This window comes from Mesorhizobium sp. f-mel (assembly GCF_053850215.1).
On record NZ_JBSPTO010000037.1, the window covers coordinates 21,669 to 42,903 of the forward strand.

Genomic DNA, 21,235 nt, shown 5'->3' on the forward strand with positions numbered 1-21,235 from the left:
CCACGGCGGTCGAACTAAACCCCTTCGACCAGCACGATCTCGCCGTCGGCTACTTTCTGCCGGATCGTCACGGCGCGTTGATACTCCGGCGAGTGATAGCAATCGTGCGCCGCAGCCAATGACGGAAACTCGATGATTACGTTGCGGTCGCGGCCCGGCCCTTCCGCCTTTTCATGCGCACCGCCTCGTGCCAGGAAAACGGCGCCGAAGCGATCGAAAGCCGGTTTGGCGGCAGTGACATAGTCCTTGTAGCCTTCCGCATCGCGCACATCGACGCGGGCGATCCAGTATCCCTTGGGCATGCTTCTTCTCCGAATTGTTAGGCCGAGCGCATTTCGTCAAGGATCGCTTCCGCGACCGCTCGCCTGTCGGCGGCGCCGACGATCGGCCGGCCGACGACGAGATGGCTGGAGCCGTTCCGGATCGCCTGCGCCGGCGTCACCACGCGTTTCTGGTCGCCATGGTCGCTGCCCTTGGGCCGTATTCCCGGCGTGACGACGGCCATGTTGGGCCCGACGATCCGGCGCACCGCTTCCGCTTCCTCGGCCGAGCAGACGATGCCGCCCATGCCGGCATGCAGCGCCTGTTCGGAGCGCCTCAGCACCAGCGTATGCGGGTCATGTTCATAGCCGGCGTCGATCACGTCCTGCTCGTCCATCGAGGTCAGCACGGTGACGCCAAGCAGGCAAAGATCGCTGCCCCTGGCGGCCTCGACCGCTGCCTTCATCGTCTTCGGATAGGCGTGCAGCGTCAGCATGGTCATGCCCATCCTGGCAATGGCCTCGACACCCTTGGCTACCGTGTTGTCGATGTCGAGCAGCTTCATGTCGAGGAAGATCCTGGTGCCGCCGCTGGCGAGCTCGCGGGCGAAATCGAGGCCACCGGCGAAGGCGAGCTGGTAGCCGATCTTGTAGAAGGAGACGATCCCGTCGAGCTCACGCACCGCCTTCTCGGCGCCCTTCAGCGTCGGCACGTCGAGGCCGACGATCAGCCTGTCTTGCATGGTGCTGGCGCGCTCCTGGATCACGCCTCGATCCGCGTCGACAGCATGCGCGAGGTTTCGATCAGCGTGCGGCATAGGTGCTCCATCGATCTGTGCAGTCTCTCGTCCCTGAAATTTCCGTCCTCGTCGAAGGCGTTGCCGCCCTCCGGCACCGAGCATTCCGGCGTCACCACCTCCATCTTGCAGCGCACCAGCACGGCGCGCAGATGGTTGATGCAGCGTACCCCGGCGAAATGTCCTTTGGAAGACGAACAAAGGCCGGCGGGCTTGCCGGTGAACGGCCTGAACGACCGCCCGCCATCCATTCGCACGCGGCTCACCCAATCGATGGCGTTCTTGAGCAGCGGCGGGATCGAGCCGTTATATTCGGGCGTCGCGATCAGCAGCCCGTCATGGGTGGCGATCTGCCGGGCAAGCTTGATGGCGTTTTCAGGAATGCCTTTCTCCTTTTCCAAATCCTCGTCGAGAATTGGCAGCGGATAGTCAGCAAGCGAGATGCGGGTTACCTCGGCACCCTGCAGAGCGAGTTCCTTCTGCGCCACATCGGCGGTCCTGCCGCTGTAGGCGCCAGCGCGAATCGAGCCGGCGAAGACGAGAATTTTCGGGATCACTGCCATTGGCCCCCATTGTCAGCCGACAGGTATAGGCCAGGCACGTCTCAAATCCCAAATTCCGATCAATGCGCCGCGCGCCGGTAAATCCACAGCTGCGTTGGCGGGATGTTGCGGATGACGAAATGGAAGTGCTCGACCGTGTAGTCGCCGCGGCCGGGCGGGATCGGCGACAGCGGGCCGTAGGTCAGCTGCACGATCGGGCGGCCTGTCGGGATGCGGTCGAGAAGACTTTCGACATAGGCGATGCGCTGGGCGACCGGGAAATTGAGCAATGGCACGCCGGAGACGACCGAGTCGAAGGTCAGGCCGCTCTTGTCGCCGAGTGTCGCATCGAGATTGAAGGCGTCGCCCTCGATGACGTTGACGCCGGGATAGAGCTGGCGCAGATGGCGCACGAAATCGGGGGAGTATTCGACTGCGTAGAGATTTTCAGGCTTTACGCCCTGGGCGAGGATGGCTCGGGTGATGACGCCGGTGCCAGGCCCGACTTCGAGCACCGGCAGGCCCGAGTTCGGGTTGACGACGGAGGCCATCTTGCGAGCCGTGGTGGAACTGGTCGGCACGATCGAACCGACCGCCTTCGGCTTGTCGATCCAGCCCTTGAAGAACTTCAGTTCGTCGTCGAACTTTTCCGCCAGCGCCTTTCGCAGTCCGGGACCATGTGCCATGCAAGTTCTCCTGAACGCTCCCCCGAGAGGCTACTTAGCAGCTACGGGGTTCAAGGCAAGGCGGACGCCGGTATAAGATGTTGATGACGCTAGGGAAGCCTCGCCTTGATTGCACTCTACACCGGATTGGCGAGAATAGGCATCAGCGCTCGCCGAAGGTTTCGAAAAAGTCCTTCATGCGGGCGAAAAAGCCGCTCGACTGCGGCGAATTATCCTTCGAGGAAACCTGCTCGAACTCCTCCAGCAACTCGCGCTGGCGGCGGGAAAGGTTTTGCGGCGTCTCGACCGCGGTCTGGATATAGAGGTCGCCGACATTGTGCTGGCGCAGCACCGGCATGCCCTTGCCCTTGAGGCGGAACTGGCGGCCGTTCTGGGTGCCTTCAGGCACTTTCACTTTCGTCTGGGTGCCGTCCAGCGTCGCCACCTCGAAGGAGCCGCCAAGTGCTGCCGTTGTCATCGAGATCGGCACCTTGCAGTAGAGATCGGCGCCGTCGCGCTGGAAGAATTCGTGCGGCTTGACCGCCAGGAAAATATAGAGGTCGCCCGACGGGCCGCCGCGCAGGCCGGCCTCGCCCTCATTGGCAAGGCGAATGCGGGTGCCGTCCTCGATACCGGCCGGGATGTTGACCGACAGCGAGCGCTCCTCGGTGACGCGGCCCTGGCCGGCGCATTTCGGGCACGGCTCCTTGATGGTCTGGCCACGCCCCTGGCATTGCGGGCAGGTGCGCTCGATCGAGAAGAACCCTTGCGTGGCGCGTACCTTGCCGTGGCCATTGCACATCGAGCAGGTGACGGGCTGGGTGCCGGGCTTGGCGCCGCTGCCGGAGCATTCCGTGCAGGAGATCGAGGCCGGCACGTGAATCTGTGCGGTCTTGCCGGTAAACGCCTCCTCCAGCGTGATTTCCATATTGTAGCGCAAGTCGGCGCCGCGCTCGCGGCCACCTGAGGAGCGGCGCTGGCGCCCGCCCATCATGTCGCCGAAAATATCCTCGAAGATGTCGGCGAAGCCGCCGGCGCCGAAGCCGTGTGCGCCGCCGTTCATGCCGCCCTGTTCAAAGGCGGCGTGGCCGAAACGGTCGTAGGCCGCGCGTTTCTGCGGGTCCTTCAGTGTCTCGTAGGCTTCGTTGATTTCCTTGAACTTGTGCTCGCAGGAATGGTCGCCGGGATTGCGATCGGGATGGAACTGCATGGCGAGCTTGCGGAAAGCGCTCTTGAGCTCCTTCTCGTCGGCCCCCTTTTGCACACCCAACGTTTCGTAGAAATCAGCTTTCATCTTTTCCTGCAGTCCGGATATTCAACGTCTTGAAGCCTTGTTGCGTCGTTTGCCGGCACGCTGTTCCGATTTAGGTGCGATGGCGCCTGGATGCCAGTGTCGACGCGGGCTTGCTCGCATTTTTCCGATCAAGCCCGCACTTTTTCGGCCAGAGTTGCAAAAAAGCCCGGCTTTGCGCCGGGCCTTCTGCGATAATCTGCCGTCAGGCCGCTCAGGCCGACTTCTTCTTGTCGTCGTCCTCGTTGATTTCCTCGAAATCGGCATCCACCACGTCGCTGTCCTTGGTGGCATCCGCCTTGGCGTCAGCCTCCGCGGCTTCCTTCTGCGAAGCTTCGTACATGGCTTGGCCGAGCTTCATCGAGGCTTCGGCGAGCGCCTGGGTCTTTGCTTCGATCTCGGCCGCGTCGTCGCCTTCGGCAGCGGTCTTCAGCGCCGCGATCGCATCGGCGATCGCCGTGCGGTCGGCCTCGGAAACCTTCTCGCCATACTCCTTCAGCGACTTCTCCGAGGAATGCACCAGCGCCTCGGCCTGGTTGCGGGCCTCGACCAGCGCGCGCCGCTTCTTATCGGCCTCGGCATTGGCTTCGGCGTCCTTCACCATCTTCTCGATGTCGGCGTCCGAAAGGCCGCCAGACGCCTGGATGCGGATCTGGTGCTCCTTGCCGGTGCCCTTGTCCTTGGCCGAGACGTTGACAATGCCGTTGGCGTCGATATCGAACGTGACCTCGATCTGCGGCACGCCACGCGGCGCCGGCGGAATGCCGACCAGGTCGAACTGGCCGAGCGCCTTGTTGTCGGCGGCCATTTCACGCTCGCCCTGGAAGACGCGGATGGTCACGGCCGACTGTGAATCCTCGGCCGTCGAGAACACCTGGCTCTTCTTCGTCGGGATCGTCGTGTTGCGTTCGATCAGCCGCGTGAACACGCCACCCAGCGTCTCGATGCCAAGCGACAGCGGCGTCACGTCGAGCAGCAGCACGTCCTTGACGTCGCCCTGCAGCACGCCGGCCTGGATGGCGGCGCCCAATGCGACGACCTCATCCGGATTGACGCCCTTGTGCGGCTCCTTGCCGAAGAACTGCTTTACGATCTCCTGGATCTTGGGCATGCGGGTCATGCCGCCGACCAGGACGACCTCGTCGATTTCGCCGGCCTTGAGGCCGGCATCCTTGAGCGCCGCCTTGCAGGGATCGATCGTGCGCTGGACGAGATCCTCGACCAGGCTCTCGAACTTCGCACGCGTCAGCTTCAGCGTCAGGTGCTTGGGACCGGTGGCATCGGCAGTGATGAAGGGCAGGTTGATCTCGGTCTGCGTCGTCGACGACAGCTCGATCTTGGCCTTTTCGGCCGCTTCCTTGAGGCGCTGAAGGGCGAGCTTGTCGCTGCGCAGGTCGATCCCCTGTTCCTTCTTGAACTCGGCCGCCAGATACTCGACCAGACGCATGTCGAAATCCTCGCCGCCGAGGAAGGTGTCGCCATTGGTCGACTTCACCTCGAAGACGCCGTCGCCGATTTCGAGCACCGAAATGTCGAACGTGCCGCCGCCAAGGTCATAGACGGCAATAGTCTTGCCTTCCTTCTTGTCGAGACCGTAGGCAAGTGCGGCCGCAGTTGGCTCGTTGATGATGCGCAGCACTTCCAGGCCGGCGATCTTGCCGGCATCCTTGGTGGCCTGGCGCTGGGCATCGTTGAAATAGGCCGGAACGGTGATGACCGCCTTCTCGACCTTCTCGCCGAGATAGGCTTCCGCCGTTTCCTTCATCTTCTGCAGGATCATTGCCGAGATCTGGCTGGGCGACTGCTTCTTGCCGCCGGCCTCGACCCAGGCGTCGCCATTGTCGCCCTTGACGATCTTGTAGGGGACAAGCTTCTTGTCCTTTTCCGTCACCGGATCGTCATAGCGACGGCCGATCAGGCGCTTGACCGCGAAGATGGTGTTTTCGGGATTGGTGACCGCCTGGCGCTTGGCCGGCTGGCCGACGAGGCGCTCGCCGTCGCTGTTGATGGCGACGATGGAAGGGGTCGTGCGCGCGCCTTCCGCATTCTCGATGACCTTCGATTCCTTGCCGTCCATGATGGCGACGCAGGAGTTGGTGGTCCCCAGATCGATACCGATTACTTTTGCCATTTTTCTAATCTCTCCGCTAAGCAGGCTCTCAGGACCCCTACAGGCGTTCCGACGAAAGCCCCTGTTCACAAGAAATTCCGCTTCGGCAACCGGCATTCCGGCGCCGAACGGCTTGGCGCGTATATAAGAACAGCCTGCGCGGCGCGCAAGCATTCTGCGCAAGGCATCCAACATCCTTTTCTTGGGCCGACCGGGGTTCTCCGGCCATGGCTCCCATGAACCTTTCCGCGTCGGTTCGCGACTGACACCCAGATGCGCCGCGTGGTGCGGCCCTGAAAAGGAAAGGCCCATGACTGGAAATCCAGAGGCTCCGCGGTTTCCGGGAACTCGGTGCGACCACCGCTTTCGGGATCGGCTCGACGCGCTGGGCTTTCCGCTGATTCCGTTGACCCGCCATAAGAGCCGACGTATCGTGATTATGAGGAAGCAGACAATTCGATCAGGGAAAAACGTGCCGGAACGTCGCGCCTTGCCCTGATTTGCGCGGAAACGCCGGATGTTTCTCCCGTCGCCCCCCGACACTTGCCGAACAGCTTGCCGGCGGCGGGGCGCTCGCCATGCACGGCGTGCAGATCACGCCGACGGCGCTGGTCAGGCCGGCCAACGTCCCGCCCTTCGGCTCATGGTTCGTCGACTTCGACGGCTATTTCGAAGACCCCGAGGTTGAAGCTCATGTCGGCGACGTCGAGGTCTGGCATCCCTGCGAGGGCCGTGCCGGCTATTACGAGCAGATACCGGGCGGCGGTTACCTGCCGCCTTTCTATCCGCCCGACTTTCCGCCCCCGGTGGCGTGCCTGCCGAGCAAAAGCAACGGATTCCTCGACAGCAGAATCCGGCGCGCAACAGCATATTTAACTAACCATTCGCACCCACAAGACCCCGCCGGAGCAAGCCGGCGGGGTCTTGGTGCCGACATCTGACGCCATCGCGCCAGGAACAACCGGCTTCCCCTTTTCGGGATCATGGTCTAGCAGTCGACCCAGACGATGCGCCCGCAACCACGGGCGCCTGGAAAGGCCGGATCATGAGCAAAAAAACCCTGATCGCGCCATCGGTGCTTGCGTCGGATTTTTCGAAGCTCGGCGACGAGGTCGAGGCGGTGGCGGCGGCCGGCGCCGACTGGATCCATCTCGACGTCATGGACGGGCATTTCGTGCCCAACATCACTTTCGGCCCACCGGTGATCAAGGCGATCCGCAACCGCACCAAGGCCTTCTTCGACTGCCATCTGATGATCGCGCCGGCCGACCCCTATCTGGGTGCTTTCGCCGAAGCCGGCTGCGACGGCATGACAGTGCATGCCGAGGCCGGGCCGCATCTCGACCGTTCGCTGCAGACGATCAGGAACCTCGGCAAGAAGGCCGGCGTGTCGCTCAATCCGGCGACGCCGGAATCGGCGGTCGAATATGTGCTCGACCGGCTCGATCTGATCCTGATCATGACCGTCAATCCGGGTTTTGGCGGCCAAGCCTTCATTCCGGGAGTCGTCGACAAGGTGAAGCGGGTGAAGGCGCTGATCGGCAATCGGCCGATCCGGATCGAGATCGACGGCGGCATCTCGCCGCAAACGGCACCTTTGGTCACCGCCGCCGGCGCCAGCGTGCTGGTCGCCGGTGCAGCCATCTTCAAGGGCGGCAGCGTTGAAGCCTATCGGGGGAACATCGAGGCGATCAGGACAGCGGCCGACCGGGCGGCCGGCTGACGCTGTCGGCGTCGTTACCAAACGCGCCGTCTCGTCAGCCGGTCAGGAATTCGTTGGCCGACGCCGGTGCGCTTGTGCTCGTGACATACGGTCCCCCAGCCAAAAATGTCTTTGTCCATTTTTGGGCAATTTTATTGGCATAACAGAAACTACATCCATATTCTCTTTCTCACCCTGATGCCTCTTCGGACCTTCCCGCAGGGCTCCTCTTCGACGGTCGGATCGATGAACCGCAGCCCTTTCTTCGCTGACCTGCTGAACACCATCGCCGATCGCGGCCGGATGATGCTTAACCTCGTTCGCGGTGACGAGCCGGTCTCGGCCGACAGCCTGGGGCGTCTGTGCGCCCGTCTGCTTTCCAGCCAGGGCGAGGCATCGGGCGTCGCCTATGCCCGGGAAATCCTTGAGCGCTGGCGCACCCTCGGCGCCGACGGAAGGCTGGCTTTCCTGCATGTGCTGCGCGATCGTTTCGGCACCGATCATGCCAAGCTTGCCGCCGCGGTGGATGCCTATCGCGCCGCGCCCGACGATCGCTCGGCACTTACCCTGCACGATGCCGCCGAACCGGCAAGACAGGAGCTTCTGCGCCGCCTGAACCTGGCGCCCGGCGGCATCGAGACGCTGGTGCGCATGCGCCAGGACCTGCTTGCCCGGCTGCCCACATCGCCCGATCTCGCCATCGTCGATGCCGACTTCACGCACCTCCTGTCGTCATGGTTCAACCGCGGCTTTCTGGTGCTGCGGCGGATCGACTGGTCGACGCCAGCCAACATTCTGGAAAAAATCATCCGCTACGAGGCGGTGCACGCCATCCACACCTGGGACGATCTGCGCCGCCGGATCGAACCCGACGACCGGCTCTGCTATGCGTTCTTTCATCCGCAGCTCGGTGACGAGCCGCTGATCTTCGTCGAGGTCGCGCTCACCCGGGCGATGCCGACGACAATCGCCGAGCTGCTTGCCGACGAGCGGCCGCTGGTGCAGCCACGGCAGGCCACGACGGCAGTGTTCTATTCCATCTCCAACTGCCAGGAGGGCTTGCGCGGCATCTCGTTCGGCAACTTCCTGATCAAGCAGGTGGTCGAGGACCTGCGCCGCGACCTTCCCGGCCTGACGGATTTCGTCACACTGTCCCCGGTGCCGGGCTTTGCCCGCTGGCTGGCCGAGCAGGCCGAAACCATCCCCTCCGCCGCCGAAGTGCTGGACCTCGTCGCCGACCAGGGTTGGCACGCGGATGCTGCCATGCGCGACCGCGTGGGCCAGGCCCTGCTTCCTCTTGCGGCACAGTATTTCCTCGAAGCCCGCACCGCCTCCGGCAAGGTGATCGATCCGGTCGCCCGGTTCCATCTCGGCAATGGCGCGCGGCTGGAGCGCATCGACCTTTTCGGCGACCTGTCGCCCCGCGCCTTACGTCAGGCGCATGGCCTGATGGTCAATTATCGCTACAAGCTCGACGATATCGAGAAGAACCACGAGCTGTTCGCCGCCAGGAACGATGTGGCGGCCGCGCCCGCTGTGCGCCGCCTGCTGCCGAAACCGGCGAGACCGGCCGCACCACCGCTTCCGGCGGCTGCCCAGACTCGGAGGGATGCATGAGCAACCATTTGTTCGACGCTTTCCGCGCCGGGATGCCGGCGCCCGAGCGTCTGTTGATGGAGACGGATGACCGGCGCTCGATCACCTATGGCGATATGCTGGCGCAGTCCGCGCAACTGGCACATGCGCTTCTGCAATTGGGCGTCGAACCCGGCGACCGCGTCGCCGTCCAGGTCGAGAAGAGCGCCGAGGCCATTTTCCTCTATCTCGCTTGCCTGCGCGCCGGCGCGGTCTTCCTGCCGCTCAACACCGCCTACACGCTGACCGAGCTCGACTACTTCTTCGGCGATGCCGAGCCGCGGCTGGTCGTCTGCGATCCGGCACGGGCAGCCGATATCGCCTTGGCGGAGAGATCGGGCGCTATCGCAGTCACGCTTGGCGGCAATGGCGAAGGCTCGTTGATGGATCAGGCCTCGCGGCGGTCTTCGGACTTCCGCGACGTGGTGCGCGGGCCGGACGATCTTGCGGCGATCCTGTACACGTCGGGGACCACCGGCCGCTCGAAAGGCGCCATGCTCAGCCATGAGAACCTCGCCTCGAATGCGCGGGTTCTGGTCGACCAGTGGCGCTTCACTGCCGCAGACGTCTTGATCCACGCGCTGCCGATCTTCCACACGCATGGCCTCTTTGTCGCCACCAACGTCATCCTGATGGCCGGCGCCTCGATGCTGTTCGAAACCAGGTTCGACCCGGCCCGCATCGTCTCGCTGCTGCCGCGGGCCACGGCGCTGATGGGCGTGCCGACCTTTTATGTGCGCCTGTTGCAGCAGGACGGCTTGAACCGGCAAGCGGCGAAAAACATCCGCCTGTTCGTTTCCGGATCGGCGCCGCTGCTGGCCGAGACGCACAAGGCCTGGCGCGAGCGCACCGGCCATTCGATCGTCGAGCGCTACGGCATGACCGAGACCAACATGAACACGTCGAACCCCTATGATGGCGAGCGGCGCGCCGGCACGGTCGGTTTTCCCCTGCCCGGCGTCGCGCTGCGCATCGCCGACCCCGAGAGCGGCGAAACACTTGCGCAGGGCGAGGTCGGCATGATCGAGGTGAAGGGTCCCAATGTCTTTTCCGGCTATTGGCGCATGCCGGAAAAGACCAAGGCGGAATTCCGTGATGACGGCTTCTTCATCACCGGGGATCTCGGCCTGATCGACGCCGACGGCTATGTCCACATCGTCGGGCGCGGCAAGGATCTGATCATTTCCGGCGGCTACAACATCTATCCGAAGGAGGTCGAGAACGAGATCGACGCGCTGCCCGGCGTCGCCGAAAGCGCTGTCATCGGCATTGCCCATCCGGATTTCGGCGAAGGCGTCACCGCGATCGTGGTGCGGACGCCGGCCTCGACCATCACCGCTGCCGAGATCGTCGATGACATCGCCGGACGGCTGGCGAAATACAAGCACCCGAAGCAGGTGATCTTCGTCGACGAACTGCCGCGCAACACGATGGGCAAGGTGCAGAAGAACCTGCTGCGCGAAACCTACAAGGACCTCTACGCGCCGGCCAAAGCCGGCTGACGTTAAAAGTTTGCACTCAGTTGCTGCCGGCTCCGAACACCCTGTCGCCTTCTATCCAGACGCCCCTGACGTCCAATTCGTCCGACAGCGCGACAATATCGGCGGCGGTGCCGTTGGCGAACCGCCCGAGCCGGTGCGACTGACCGATCGCCTGCGCCGGATAGAACGAACCCATGCGCAGCGCTTCCGAAAGGTCCAGTCCGACAATGCGGTGGACGAAGCGCACGGCGGAGATCATGTCGAGATCGGCGCCGGCCAGCGTCCCGTCGCCAAGCCGCAGGCTGCCGTCCTTGCGGTAGACGGTGCGGCCGTTCAGCGTGAACGAGGTCATATCGGTGCCGATCGTCGCCATGGCGTCGGTGACCAGGAAAATTTTTGCCGGACCCTGCTTGGCGCGCAGCGCGATGGCCATGGTGGCGGGATCGACATGGATGCCGTCGGCGATGATGCCGGCAAACAACGTGTCCTTATCGATGGCGGCACCCGCCAACCCCGGCTCACGATTGCCGATCTGGCTCATCGCGTTGAACAGATGGGTGACCATTGTTGCGCCGGCATCGGCGAACGCGCGCGCCTTGGCATAGCCGGTGTCGGAATGGCCGAGGCTGACGACGATGCCGGCCTCGGCGAGCGCCGAAACGCGTACGGTGTCGACGGATTCCGGCGCGATCGTGGTCAACAGTACCGGCAGAGTTTTCCGCGTCGCAATCAGCATCGCCTGGTCGGCATCCAGCATCGGCCGGATCAGCGCCGGATCATGCGCGCCTTTGCGGGCGATCGACAAATGCGGGCCTTCGAGATGCAGGCCCAAAAAGCCAGGCACCTTTTGCTTTCCGGCCTCCGCTCCGGCGGCAACCGCCGCCGCGGTGATCTCAGGCGTGTCGGTGATCAGCGTCGGCAACAGCGCGGTCGTGCCGAACGGCGCGTGCGCCCGGCAGATGGTTTCGATCGAGGCGACATCAGGATGGTCGTTGAGCATGACCCCGCCGCCGCCATTAACCTGCAGGTCGACGAAGCCCGGCGCAAGCATGCCGCCGCCGGTTTCGATACGCTCGACACCGGATGGAACGGCGCCGACGGCAACGATGGCTTCGACGAGGCCGTCACGCACGACAAGCGCGGCATCGTCGTGCCAGTCGTCGCCGTCGAATATCCGGGCCCCAGTCAGGGCAAAACGGTCGCTCATATGGTTTCCGTCACCTTGCGCAGATTGGGCGGCGTGTCCGGATCGAGGCCGCGATGGCGGGCAAAGGCCTCGACGAAGCCATAGAAGGACACGATCAGCGCCAGCGGGTCGGTCAGCGGATGGCCGGTGGCGACATGCGGCAGGTGCTGAGCGCTTTTCGCCTTGTCCGAGGTCACAAAGACGGCCGCGCCCTTGGCCGCCAGGCTGTCGGCGGCCTCGGCAACCGACGGCTCGGAAGCATCGCGGGCGGCGAGCGCCAGCACCGGGAAATCAGGCCCGACCAGTGCCAGCGGGCCATGCATCACTTCGGCAGCACTATAGGCCTCGGCGTGCATGGCACAGGTTTCCTTGAACTTAAGCGCTGCTTCATTGGCGATCGCAGCGGACGGACCGCGACCTAGGATGAATAGCGATTTCGGCGTCTCAAGGGCGCTGGCCAGCGCCATCCAGTCGCAGGCGATCGCCTTGCGGAAATGTTCCGGCAAATGGGCGAGCGCCGCCAGCAACTTGTCGTCGCCGGTGCTATGCGCCATCAAAGCGAGGCCGGCGACGGCCGAATTGACGAAGGTCTTCGTCGCGGCGACGCTGCGTTCCGGGCCGGCCAGAATGTCGATCGCATAATCGGAGGCCCGCGCCAGCGGCGAATCGGCGGTGTTGGTGATGGCGACCGTCAGCGAACCGCCGGCTCTCGCGGCTTGCGCCATGGCGACGATGTCCGGGCTCTTGCCCGACTGCGAGATCGCCAGGCAAGCCGAGCCGCCGAGCTTGAGCTTGGCGCCATAGATCGAGGCGATCGATGGGCCGACCGAAGCGACGGCGAGGCCGGCGGTCAGCTCCACCGCATACTTCATGAAGGTGGCGGCATGGTCGGAGGAGCCGCGCGCCACGGTGACGACGAACTGCGGATCGCGCTCGCGAATGCCGCGCCCGGCCTCGATCAGCACCGCTGCCGAGCCGTCGAGCAGGCGCGCGGTGGCCTCCGGGATCTCCTCGATCTCGCGCCGCATATGGGTGGTCCGCTTTTGGGTCGTCGTCGCGCTCATGGCCGGCCCTCTTCGCCCGGCCCGCTCAGCCGGAGCTCGGCGACGAAATCATAGGCGTCGCCTCTGTAGATGGAGCGGGTGAATTCGATAACCTTGCCGCTCGCCAGATAGGAAATACGCTCGATGTGCAGCCCGGCAATGCCTGGCGGCACTTCGAGCAGGCGCGCGTCATCGTCGCCGAGATTGGCGGCGGAGATGCGCTGCACCGCCCGAACCGGTCGACTGCCGGTTGTTTCCAGCGCAGCGTACAGCGACGACCCAATTCCTGCCGGGTCCGGCAGCACGCTGGCCGACAGTGCGGCGCGTTCGATCGCCAACGGCGTATCGTTGGCGATGCGCAGGCGCGCTACGCGTGCCACGAGCTCGTTCGACGACAGGCCAAGCACCATCATCTCGTCCGGCGAGGGCGCATAGAGGCCGCGATCGAGCCAGGCCGAACGGACAGCCATGCCGCGCCGCGCCATGTCCTCGGTGAAGGATGTCAGCCGCGACAGCGATTGCTCGACGCGTTCCATGCGCGGTGCGACAAACGTGCCGGAGCCGTGGCGCTGGACGAGGATGCCGCCCTTGACCAGGTCCTGCACCGCCTTGCGCACCGTGACGCGCGAAATGTCCGCCTTGCTGGCGATGTCGCGCTCGGAAGGCAGCGCATCGCCCGGTCCGATCAGGCCGCGATTGACCGCGTCCTCGATGCTCTTCCTGAGCTGCAGATAGAGCGGTGCGCCGCTTTGCGCCGAGTGTTTCAGGGTCGCGAAGATCTGGTCGGCGGCTTCGCTCATCGTGCCGCCTCCGCAGTCCTCGAGAAAACACGAACCGCCATCTGCACCGCACCGCCCAGCGCATCGTCGAGCGGCGGCTTCAGCAGCGCCCTGTAGCGCGCCGACAGGCGTGGTGCATAGAGCGTCGCCAGCCCGCCAAGCAGGCACAGCGGATCGTCGTCGCCGAGATCGAGCACGCCGAGTGCGGCCTCGACATCGGCGACCGCCTTGTCGAGGATCCAGTTGGCGACGATGTCGCCCTTGGCGGCATGGTCGAAGACCTTGGGCGCGAAGCCGCCGAAATCGCCGGGCTTGGCATTGGTGGTGAACTCGACCAAATCCTCGGGATTGTCGCGGAAGATGGCGAGCATGGCCTGCGTCAGCGGCGATCCCTGGCGGATGCCGTCATAGGCGAGCAGCGTCTGTTCGAGCAGGTCGCGGCCGATGCGGGCGCCGCTGCCCTGGTCGCCGACCTGAAAACCCCAGCCGCCGATGGCGCGCGACTTGCCGTTTTTGCGCGCCATGTAGGCGGTGCCAGTGCCGAGGATGGCCATGGCGCCGTCACCGGAGCCGACCGCGCCTTCCAGGGCGATCTCGGCGTCGGTCTCGACACGGCTGATGCTGAACGGCAGGATTGCTTCGAGCTGCTGCCTGTAGGTGCCGACATTGGCGCCGGCGAGGCCGAGGATGGCCGGGGTCTGCGGGATCATTTCGGGGTCTTGTCCGGCGGCGACAAAGGCCTGTTTTGCCGCCTCGACGATGTTGGCCCTGGCGCCGGTTAGATCGGTGCGGATGTTGGCCGCACCACTCTTGGCGCGGCCGACGACGGTGCCGTCCACTGTTGCAACGGCCGCCCTGCAGCTGGTACCGCCGCCATCAATGCCAAGCACGAAATTCACGCGATTTCTCCTCCGGGCGGATAATACCAATAAAATACCAATAGCCAAGGATTAATTTCCGTTTCAAAAAGATTAAGCCGCATCCGGTTGAAAAACCTGCGTATTTTGCCCGAAAGCCAATTCCGAGGCAGGGAAATCGCTAATGCGTGTGGACAAGTGGTATTTTTTTGGTATGGTTTTCTGGATTGGAGGAAAGCGGATGGCCGAAACGCGCACCGAAGCGCTTCACCAGAATGCCGAGGGGCTGGACATCCAGGCCCCGGACGCCATCCTTTCCTCTTTGGCCAATGCGCAGATCGAGGCCGCCAAGGCGGTGCACGGCGCCATTTCTGCCATCGCCAAAGCAGCCGAAATCATAGCCAGCCGGCTGAACAACGGCGGCAAGCTCGCTTACGCGGCAGCCGGCAGCTCGGGCCTGATGGCGCTGGCCGATGCGCTGGAGCTGCCGGGTACCTTCGGCATTCAGCGCGACCGTATCGCCATCCTGATTGCCGGTGGCGACGATGCCTTCAAGACACTGGCCGGCGGACCGGAGGACGACACCGACGACGCCTCGGCAGCGGTTGCCGCTGCCGGCATCGGCGAGGGCGACTGTCTGATCGCGGTCTCGGCCAGCGGCTCGACACCTTATGCGGTCAGAGCGATCGAGGACGCCAGGCGCCGCGGCTCGGCAACCATCGCTATCGCCAATAACAAGGATGCGCCGCTGCTTCGGCTGGCCGATATCGCCATATTGCTCGAGACACCGCCGGAGCTGATCGCCGGCTCGACGCGCATGGGCGCCGGCACCGCCCAGAAGATCGCGCTCAACATGCTGTCGACGCTGGCCGCCATCCATCTTGGCCATGTGCATGACGGCTACATGGTCAACCTCATGGCCGACAACATCAAGCTGCGCGACCGCGCCGCACGCATCGTCGCCGCCATCAGCGGGCGCGACAGGGACGATGCGGCGCGCCTGCTCGAGAAGAGCGGCGGCGGCGTCAAGACCGCCATTCTGCTCGCCGCCGGCGCTGCCAATGCCGATGCGGCCGAGAAGATACTGGAAGGGACCGGCCAGAAGCTGCGCCCGGCCCTTTCCGCGATCGAGGGGAGCATGAGGCAGAAAGCCTCTGTTCTCAAAACCGAACCTGAAAAAGGTCAACAGGGAGACTGAGCATGACAACGAAACTACTGACGGCACTTCTTCTCGGCACCAGCATTCTCGGCTCCGCCGGAATGGCCTATGCCCAGGACGTAACGCTCAACATCGAAAGCTGGCGCAACGATGATCTTGCCATCTGGCAGGACAAGCTGATCCCTGCCTTCGAGGCCAAGCATCCGGGGATCAAGGTGACTTTCTCGCCGATGGCACCAACCGAATACAACGCGGCGATCAACGCCAAACTTGAGGCAGGATCCGCCGGCGATTTGATCACCTGTCGTCCGTTCGACCTGCCTCTGGCGCAATACAAGCTGGGTCAACTCGACAAACTGAACGATCTGCCGGGAATGGAGAATTTCTCTGACGTCGCCAAGTCCGCCTGGACAACCGACGATGGCAAGGACACCTTCTGCGTGCCGATGGCCTCGGTCATCCACGGCTTCATCTACAACAAGGACGCCTTCGACAAGCTCGGCATCAAGGTGCCGACGACGAACGAGGAGTTCTACGCGGCGCTTGACAAGATCAAGGCCGACGGCACCTACATCCCGATGGCGATGGGCACCCACGACCAATGGGAAGCGGCGACCATGGGCTACTACAACATCGCGCCGAATTTCTATAAGGGCGAGGACGGCCGCAATGCGCTGATCAAGGGCGAACAGAAGCTGACCGACGCCGACTGGGTCGCGCCCTTTGCCGAACTCGCCAAGTGGAAGCCATATCTCGGCGACGGCTTCGAGTCACAGACCTATCCGGACAGCCAGAACCTGTTCACGCTCGGCCGCGCCGCAATCTATCCGGCCGGCTCGTGGGAAATATCCGGTTTCAATGCCCAGGCACAGTTCAAGATGGGCGCCTTCCCGCCGCCGGTGCAGAAAGCGGGCGACCCCTGCTACATCTCCGATCACACCGATATCGGCATCGGTCTGAACGCGAAATCGCCGAACAAGGAAGCCGCTCGCACGTTCCTGAGCTGGGTTGCCTCGACCGAATTCGCCGGAATCTACGCCAATGCCTTGCCCGGCTTCTTCAGCCTGAATTCGACACCGGTGGAACTCAAGGATCCCCTTGCGCAGGAATTCCAATCGTGGCGGCAGAAATGCAAGTCGACGATCCGGCATACGGCGGCGATCGTCGGCCGCGGCAATCCCAATCTCGACACTGAAACGTGGCGGGAATCAGCAAACGTCATCAACGGCACAGAGACGCCGGAAGCAGCGGCCAAGAAGCTGCAGGACGGTCTCGACAGCTGGTACAAGCCCGCGAAGTAAGAGCCTCAGGCAGAGCGCTGCGATCTCCCCCCTCGAGGGGGAGATGTCGCCGAAGGCGACAGGGGTGGAGGCAGGGCTGCGACCTGATCGTTGCTGGAAAGCACGGTCGATACCACGATGGCGCACTGCCTTGGCCGACCCACCCGCCTCACTTCGCGAGGCACCTCCCCACGAGGGGGAGGGAGGCGCCGCGCCTTTGGCGGCAATTGCAAACCTGATCGGCGGGGACCGAACTCATGGCCGCAGCACCGAAAAGACCATTCCGCTGGCACATCGGCGTCTTCCTCGCGCCGGCGGTGCTGGTCTACACTGGTATCATGATCCTGCCGCTGTTCGGCACGCTTCAGCTTTCGCTCTTCCGCACCATCGACCAGTCGCAAGTATTTGTCGGCTTGGCCAACTTCCGCGCGTTGTTCGGTGATCCACGCCTATCGCAAAGCTTCTGGAACGCACTTGGGAACAATACTTGGTTCTTCATCATCCATATGCTGGTGCAGAACCCGATCGGCGTGCTGCTGGCAGCACTGCTTTCGAACCCCCGGCTCCGCTTTGCCACCTTCTATCGTACGGCAATATTCATTCCGACCATCCTCTCTTTTGTGATCGTCGGCTTTGTCTGGAAGTTGATCCTGTCACCGCTGTGGGGCGTGGCGCCGAATTTGCTTGATCTTGTCGGTCTGAAAAGCCTGTTCGCGCCGTGGTTGGGCAAGGAAGAATATGCTCTGACAACGCTCAGCCTGATCTCGGTATGGCAGTTCGTCGGCATCCCGATGATGCTGATCTATGCGGCACTGCTGTCGATTCCAGAGGAGGTGATCGAAGCGGCCGAATGCGACGGAATCACCGGCATGGCGCAATTCTGGAAGATCAAGCTGCCGCTGATCCTGCCCTCGATCGGCATCATCTCGATCCTGACCTTCGTCGGGAATTTCAACGCCTTCGACCTGATCTACACTGCTCAAGGCGCGATTGCCGGACCCAACGGTTCCACCGATATCTTGGGCACGCTTCTCTATCGCACGTTCTTCGGCTTCCAGACGCAGTTGGGCGACAAATACCTTGGCGCGGCGATAGCCTCGATGATGTTCTTCATCATTCTGACCGGCGTCTGCATCTATCTCTTCACCATTCAGACGCGGCTGCGTCGATATCAGTTCTGAGGGATGGAGCAATGAGCAAGGCAACCTTCTCCCTCCCCCGCACCATCGGCGCCCACACGATCCTGTTGATCTATACGGTGATCGCGCTGTTTCCGGTCGCCATCGTCATCATCAATTCGTTCAAGTCGCGTGCCGCTATCTTCGGCGCGCCGCTGACGCCGCCGACCCCTAAGACATTCGACCTGATTGGCTATACCACTGTGCTCAACCAGGGCGATTTCTTCCACTATTTCCAGAACAGTCTTGTCGTCACCGTAGCCTCGCTATTCTTCGTGCTTTTGTTCGGCGCCATGGCGGCTTTCGCGCTGTCGGAATACCGCTTCCGCGGCAATTCGCTGATGGGCCTCTACCTGGCGCTCGGCATCATGATTCCGATCCGCCTCGGCACCGTCGCTATCCTACAATTGATGGTGGCGAGCGGGCTGGTCAACACGCTGACGGCGCTGATCCTGGTCTATGCGGCGCAGGGCCTGCCGCTCGCCGTCTTCATCCTGTCGGAATTCATGAAACAGGTGTCCGACGATCTGAAAAATGCCGGGCGCATCGATGGGCTGTCCGAATACACCATCTTCTTCCGGCTGGTGCTGCCGCTGGTGCGGCCGTCGATGGCAACGGTCGCCGTCTTCACCATGATCCCGATCTGGAACGATCTGTGGTTTCCGCTAATCCTAGCATCTTCCGAAAATACCAAGACGGTGACCCTCGGCTCGCAGATTTTTGTCGGCCAATACGTCACCAACTGGAACGCTGTGCTGGCAGCGCTTTCACTGGCGATCCTGCCGGTGCTGATCCTCTACCTCATCTTCTCGCGGCAGCTGATCCGCGGCATTACATCGGGAGCCGTCAAGTGAGCTCGGAAAAACCTCTTCGCGTCGTCGTTGCCGGGCTTGGCAATATGGGCCGCAGTCATGCGCTGGCCTATCACACCAATCCGGGGTTTGAGATCGCGGCGCTGATCAACCGTTCGGACGTGCCGCTGCCGGCCGGGCTTTCCGCGTATGATATCAGGCGCTCCTTCGACGAGGCGCTGCGCGACGAAAGCCCCGATGTCGCCTGCATTGCCACCTATTCCGACAGCCATGCCCACTATGCGGTCAAGGCGTTCGAGGCCGGCTGCCATGTCTTTGTCGAAAAGCCGCTGGCGACGACGGTGGCGGATGCCAAACGCGTCGTCGCGGCTGCCAAGGCCAACGGCAGAAAACTGGTGATCGGCTACATCCTGCGCCATCACCCTTCCTGGATCAGGCTGATCGCCGAGGCGCGGAAGCTCGGCGGCCCTTACGTGTTCCGCATGAACCTCAACCAGCAATCCTCAAGCCATAGCTGGGAGACGCACAAGCAGTTGATGCAGACGACATCGCCGATCGTCGATTGCGGCGTGCATTATCTCGACGTGATGCTGCAGATCACCGACGCCCGGCCGGTCGAGGTGCGCGGCATGGGGCTGAGGCTGACCAACGAGATAGCGCCCACGATGTACAATTACGGTCACCTGCAGGTGCTGTTCGACGACGGCTCGGTCGGCTGGTACGAGGCCGGCTGGGGGCCGATGATCTCGGAGACAGCCTTCTTCGTGAAGGACGTGATCTCGCCAAATGGCTGCGTGTCGATCGTCATGAAAGAGGGCGTCAAATCCGACGACATCGACACCCATACCAAGACCTCGACCATCCGCCTGCACAGTGCGGCGACCGACGCGGACGGCAAGTTCGCCAAGCCGGATGAGACACTGTCGATGGAAGGCGAACCCGGCCATCAGGATCTCTGCGATCTCGAACAGGCTTTTCTGCTGAAGGCGATCCGCGAGGACCTAGACCTCTCCCGCCATATGGACGACGCGGTGAAGTCGCTCGCCGTCTGCCTTGCCGCCGACGAGAGCGTTCGCAGCGGCGCCCCAATCAGACTCTAGACCAGTCAAACTCTAGAACAGGAACGAAGCCGTGGGCTCGCTGAACATCGAGAATGTGAAGAAGGCTTTTGGGCCGGTCGAGGTGCTGAAGGGCATCAACCTCGAAGTGACCGATGGCGAATTCGTCGTCTTCGTCGGCCCCTCCGGCTGTGGCAAGTCGACGCTGCTCAGGGTCATCGCCGGGCTGGAGGATTCGACCTCGGGCCGCGTGATCATCGACGGGGCGGACGTCTCCGCAACCCCGCCGGCCAGACGCGGCATCGCAATGGTGTTCCAGACCTACGCGCTCTACCCGCATCTGACGGTGAAGAACAATATGGGCCTCGGCCTCAAGCAGGCGGGCACGCCGGCGGCCGAGATCGACCGCCGCATTGGCATCGCCTCCTCGATGCTGTCGCTGGAACCCTATCTCTCGAGGCGGCCGGCCGAGCTGTCAGGCGGCCAGCGCCAGCGCGTCGCCATCGGCCGCGCCGTGGTGCGCGAGCCCAAGCTTTTCCTGTTCGACGAGCCTTTGTCGAACCTCGATGCAGCGCTGCGCGTCAACACCAGGCTGGAGATCGCGCAATTGCACCGCCGGCTGAAGGCGACGATGATCTATGTCACCCACGACCAGGTCGAGGCGATGACGCTGGCCGACAAGATCGTCGTGCTCAACGCCGGAAAGATCGAGCAGATCGGCGGACCGATGGAGCTTTATAATTCGCCGGCGAATGAGTTTGTCGCCGGCTTCATCGGCTCACCGAAGATGAATTTCGTCGACGGCGCCAGGCTTGCCGAAACGGCCAAGACCATCGGCGTCCGTCCCGAGCATTTGACCGTCGATGCGAAATCCGGCGCCTGGAAAGGCACGGTCGTCCATGCCGAGCATCTTGGCGCCGACACCAACCTCTATCTCGACTGCGAGAAGGCCGGGCTGATCACCGTGCGCATCTTCGGCGTCTACAACGCCGAACCGGGAGCCACGCTTTATGCGACGCCGGATCCGGCAAAGACCTACCGGTTTGGGGCGGATGGGAAGGTGTTGAAGTAGCTGGTGCCGACTCCCCTTCTCCCTTGTGGGAGAAGTGGCCGAGCGAAGCTCGGTCGGATGAGGGGTGTTGGAAGGATCGCTACGCTGAAGGCGTAAGCGACTAAAATCCTTCGGTGTTTTCTCGCCGCGTTTCTTCCAGCACCCCTCATCCGTGTCGGCGCTGCGCGCCGATCCATCTTCTCCCACAAGGAGGCCTTTGCACAGAATCTGATTGGTGATTCTGTAGTGTTGGTCACTAGGGAGATTCGCGGATGGTTGATCGTGTGCTTGGTCAATTGAGCTTGGCGGACGGTCTTGCGGTGTCGGATGAGACGATCTTCGATCTTGT

At 63.1% G+C, this 21,235-nt stretch carries 19 protein-coding genes and 1 pseudogene; 10 read left to right on the top strand and 10 right to left on the bottom strand.

The genetic code is table 11. The annotated features are described in order from the left end of the window. Positions 1–14: 14 nt before the first annotated feature. The 6 genes from ACWUKX_RS28095 to dnaK all read right to left on the bottom strand — a co-directional run bounded on the left by ACWUKX_RS28095 (position 15) and on the right by dnaK (position 5,686). Positions 15–302 (bottom strand): DUF1330 domain-containing protein, encoded by a 288-nt coding sequence (locus ACWUKX_RS28095; protein ID WP_029347841.1) that lies wholly within the window; start codon positions 300–302, stop codon positions 15–17. Between the two features lie 17 nt (positions 303–319). Then, a complete protein-coding gene (gene pyrF / locus ACWUKX_RS28100) occupies positions 320–1,003 on the bottom strand; it encodes an orotidine-5'-phosphate decarboxylase (RefSeq protein ID WP_455848775.1) in 684 nt (227 codons plus the stop codon). 20 nt (positions 1,004–1,023) lie between these two features. Further along, a complete protein-coding gene (locus ACWUKX_RS28105; RefSeq protein WP_456009935.1) occupies positions 1,024–1,620 on the bottom strand; it encodes an NADPH-dependent FMN reductase in 597 nt (198 codons plus the stop codon). 59 nt (positions 1,621–1,679) lie between these two features. Further along, a complete protein-coding gene (pmtA, locus tag ACWUKX_RS28110; protein ID WP_029347837.1) occupies positions 1,680–2,285 on the bottom strand; it encodes a phospholipid N-methyltransferase PmtA in 606 nt (201 codons plus the stop codon). A 142-nt stretch (positions 2,286–2,427) separates the two neighbouring features. Then, positions 2,428–3,558, bottom strand: a complete 1,131-nt coding sequence (gene dnaJ, locus ACWUKX_RS28115; protein ID WP_065006409.1) for a molecular chaperone DnaJ — start codon at positions 3,556–3,558, stop codon at positions 2,428–2,430. A 211-nt stretch (positions 3,559–3,769) separates the two neighbouring features. Continuing rightward, positions 3,770–5,686 (bottom strand): molecular chaperone DnaK, encoded by a 1,917-nt coding sequence (gene dnaK, locus ACWUKX_RS28120; RefSeq protein WP_456009937.1) that lies wholly within the window; start codon positions 5,684–5,686, stop codon positions 3,770–3,772. 506 nt (positions 5,687–6,192) lie between these two features. Between dnaK and ACWUKX_RS28125 the strand changes: the two are divergent. The 4 genes and pseudogenes from ACWUKX_RS28125 to ACWUKX_RS28140 all read left to right on the top strand — a co-directional run. Next, a pseudogene (locus tag ACWUKX_RS28125) lies at positions 6,193–6,471 on the top strand (hypothetical protein); the annotation flags it as partial. A gap of 239 nt (positions 6,472–6,710) precedes the next feature. Beyond that, on the top strand, positions 6,711–7,388 hold the full coding sequence (gene rpe, locus ACWUKX_RS28130) for a ribulose-phosphate 3-epimerase (RefSeq protein WP_287337391.1): 678 nt from the start codon (positions 6,711–6,713) through the stop codon (positions 7,386–7,388). A gap of 225 nt (positions 7,389–7,613) precedes the next feature. Further along, positions 7,614–8,984, top strand: a complete 1,371-nt coding sequence (locus ACWUKX_RS28135; RefSeq protein ID WP_456009938.1) for a malonyl-CoA decarboxylase — start codon at positions 7,614–7,616, stop codon at positions 8,982–8,984. After that, the gene (locus tag ACWUKX_RS28140) at positions 8,981–10,504 is read left to right on the top strand and encodes a malonate--CoA ligase (RefSeq protein ID WP_456009940.1); all 1,524 of its coding nucleotides are present in this window, start codon (positions 8,981–8,983) and stop codon (positions 10,502–10,504) included. The genes ACWUKX_RS28135 and ACWUKX_RS28140 overlap by 4 nt, the downstream gene beginning before the upstream one ends. Before the next feature lie 16 nt (positions 10,505–10,520). On the opposite strand, the gene nagA is transcribed toward ACWUKX_RS28140, so the two are convergent. Genes nagA through ACWUKX_RS28160 form a run of 4 tightly spaced genes read right to left on the bottom strand, consistent with a single transcriptional unit; the run spans position 10,521 to position 14,390 of the window. Continuing rightward, positions 10,521–11,690 carry an N-acetylglucosamine-6-phosphate deacetylase gene (gene nagA, locus ACWUKX_RS28145; RefSeq protein ID WP_456009941.1) on the bottom strand — a complete coding sequence of 390 codons (1,170 nt, stop codon included), beginning with the start codon at positions 11,688–11,690 and terminating at the stop codon, positions 10,521–10,523. Further along, complete coding sequence (locus ACWUKX_RS28150; protein WP_455838870.1) at positions 11,687–12,697, bottom strand: SIS domain-containing protein; 1,011 nt, start codon at positions 12,695–12,697, stop codon at positions 11,687–11,689. The genes nagA and ACWUKX_RS28150 overlap by 4 nt, the downstream gene beginning before the upstream one ends. Positions 12,698–12,729: 32 nt before the next feature. Beyond that, on the bottom strand, positions 12,730–13,512 hold the full coding sequence (locus tag ACWUKX_RS28155; RefSeq protein WP_456009942.1) for a GntR family transcriptional regulator: 783 nt from the start codon (positions 13,510–13,512) through the stop codon (positions 12,730–12,732). After that, the gene (locus ACWUKX_RS28160; RefSeq protein ID WP_456009943.1) at positions 13,509–14,390 is read right to left on the bottom strand and encodes a BadF/BadG/BcrA/BcrD ATPase family protein; all 882 of its coding nucleotides are present in this window, start codon (positions 14,388–14,390) and stop codon (positions 13,509–13,511) included. Before ACWUKX_RS28160 ends, ACWUKX_RS28155 begins: the two co-directional genes overlap by 4 nt. Before the next feature lie 199 nt (positions 14,391–14,589). Here ACWUKX_RS28160 and ACWUKX_RS28165 point away from each other — a divergent pair, with 199 nt between their 5' ends. The 6 genes from ACWUKX_RS28165 to ACWUKX_RS28190 all read left to right on the top strand — a co-directional run bounded on the left by ACWUKX_RS28165 (position 14,590) and on the right by ACWUKX_RS28190 (position 20,907). Continuing rightward, positions 14,590–15,546 (top strand): N-acetylmuramic acid 6-phosphate etherase, encoded by a 957-nt coding sequence (locus ACWUKX_RS28165; RefSeq protein ID WP_456009945.1) that lies wholly within the window; start codon positions 14,590–14,592, stop codon positions 15,544–15,546. Between the two features lie 2 nt (positions 15,547–15,548). Next, a complete protein-coding gene (locus ACWUKX_RS28170) occupies positions 15,549–16,808 on the top strand; it encodes an ABC transporter substrate-binding protein (RefSeq protein ID WP_456009946.1) in 1,260 nt (419 codons plus the stop codon). Positions 16,809–17,044: 236 nt separating this feature from the next. Beyond that, positions 17,045–17,968 carry a carbohydrate ABC transporter permease gene (locus ACWUKX_RS28175; RefSeq protein WP_456009947.1) on the top strand — a complete coding sequence of 308 codons (924 nt, stop codon included), beginning with the start codon at positions 17,045–17,047 and terminating at the stop codon, positions 17,966–17,968. An 11-nt stretch (positions 17,969–17,979) separates the two neighbouring features. Then, positions 17,980–18,819 carry a carbohydrate ABC transporter permease gene (locus tag ACWUKX_RS28180; RefSeq protein WP_456009948.1) on the top strand — a complete coding sequence of 280 codons (840 nt, stop codon included), beginning with the start codon at positions 17,980–17,982 and terminating at the stop codon, positions 18,817–18,819. Then, positions 18,816–19,877, top strand: a complete 1,062-nt coding sequence (locus ACWUKX_RS28185; protein ID WP_456009949.1) for a Gfo/Idh/MocA family protein — start codon at positions 18,816–18,818, stop codon at positions 19,875–19,877. Before ACWUKX_RS28180 ends, ACWUKX_RS28185 begins: the two co-directional genes overlap by 4 nt. Positions 19,878–19,908: 31 nt before the next feature. Next, on the top strand, positions 19,909–20,907 hold the full coding sequence (locus ACWUKX_RS28190) for an ABC transporter ATP-binding protein (protein WP_456009951.1): 999 nt from the start codon (positions 19,909–19,911) through the stop codon (positions 20,905–20,907). Positions 20,908–21,235: the final 328 nt, after the last annotated feature.

Coding starts and splice junctions, on each gene's coding strand:
- ACWUKX_RS28095 (WP_029347841.1), bottom strand. CDS start 302: ATGCCCAAGGGATACTGGATCGCCCGCGTCGATGTGCGCGATGCGGAA.
- pyrF (WP_455848775.1), bottom strand. CDS start 1,003: ATGCAAGACAGGCTGATCGTCGGCCTCGACGTGCCGACGCTGAAGGGC.
- ACWUKX_RS28105 (WP_456009935.1), bottom strand. CDS start 1,620: ATGGCAGTGATCCCGAAAATTCTCGTCTTCGCCGGCTCGATTCGCGCT.
- pmtA (WP_029347837.1), bottom strand. CDS start 2,285: ATGGCACATGGTCCCGGACTGCGAAAGGCGCTGGCGGAAAAGTTCGAC.
- dnaJ (WP_065006409.1), bottom strand. CDS start 3,558: ATGAAAGCTGATTTCTACGAAACGTTGGGTGTGCAAAAGGGGGCCGAC.
- dnaK (WP_456009937.1), bottom strand. CDS start 5,686: ATGGCAAAAGTAATCGGTATCGATCTGGGGACCACCAACTCCTGCGTC.
- rpe (WP_287337391.1), top strand. CDS start 6,711: ATGAGCAAAAAAACCCTGATCGCGCCATCGGTGCTTGCGTCGGATTTT.
- ACWUKX_RS28135 (WP_456009938.1), top strand. CDS start 7,614: ATGAACCGCAGCCCTTTCTTCGCTGACCTGCTGAACACCATCGCCGAT.
- ACWUKX_RS28140 (WP_456009940.1), top strand. CDS start 8,981: ATGAGCAACCATTTGTTCGACGCTTTCCGCGCCGGGATGCCGGCGCCC.
- nagA (WP_456009941.1), bottom strand. CDS start 11,690: ATGAGCGACCGTTTTGCCCTGACTGGGGCCCGGATATTCGACGGCGAC.
- ACWUKX_RS28150 (WP_455838870.1), bottom strand. CDS start 12,697: ATGCGGCGCGAGATCGAGGAGATCCCGGAGGCCACCGCGCGCCTGCTC.
- ACWUKX_RS28155 (WP_456009942.1), bottom strand. CDS start 13,512: ATGAGCGAAGCCGCCGACCAGATCTTCGCGACCCTGAAACACTCGGCG.
- ACWUKX_RS28165 (WP_456009945.1), top strand. CDS start 14,590: ATGGCCGAAACGCGCACCGAAGCGCTTCACCAGAATGCCGAGGGGCTG.
- ACWUKX_RS28170 (WP_456009946.1), top strand. CDS start 15,549: ATGACAACGAAACTACTGACGGCACTTCTTCTCGGCACCAGCATTCTC.
- ACWUKX_RS28175 (WP_456009947.1), top strand. CDS start 17,045: ATGGCCGCAGCACCGAAAAGACCATTCCGCTGGCACATCGGCGTCTTC.
- ACWUKX_RS28180 (WP_456009948.1), top strand. CDS start 17,980: ATGAGCAAGGCAACCTTCTCCCTCCCCCGCACCATCGGCGCCCACACG.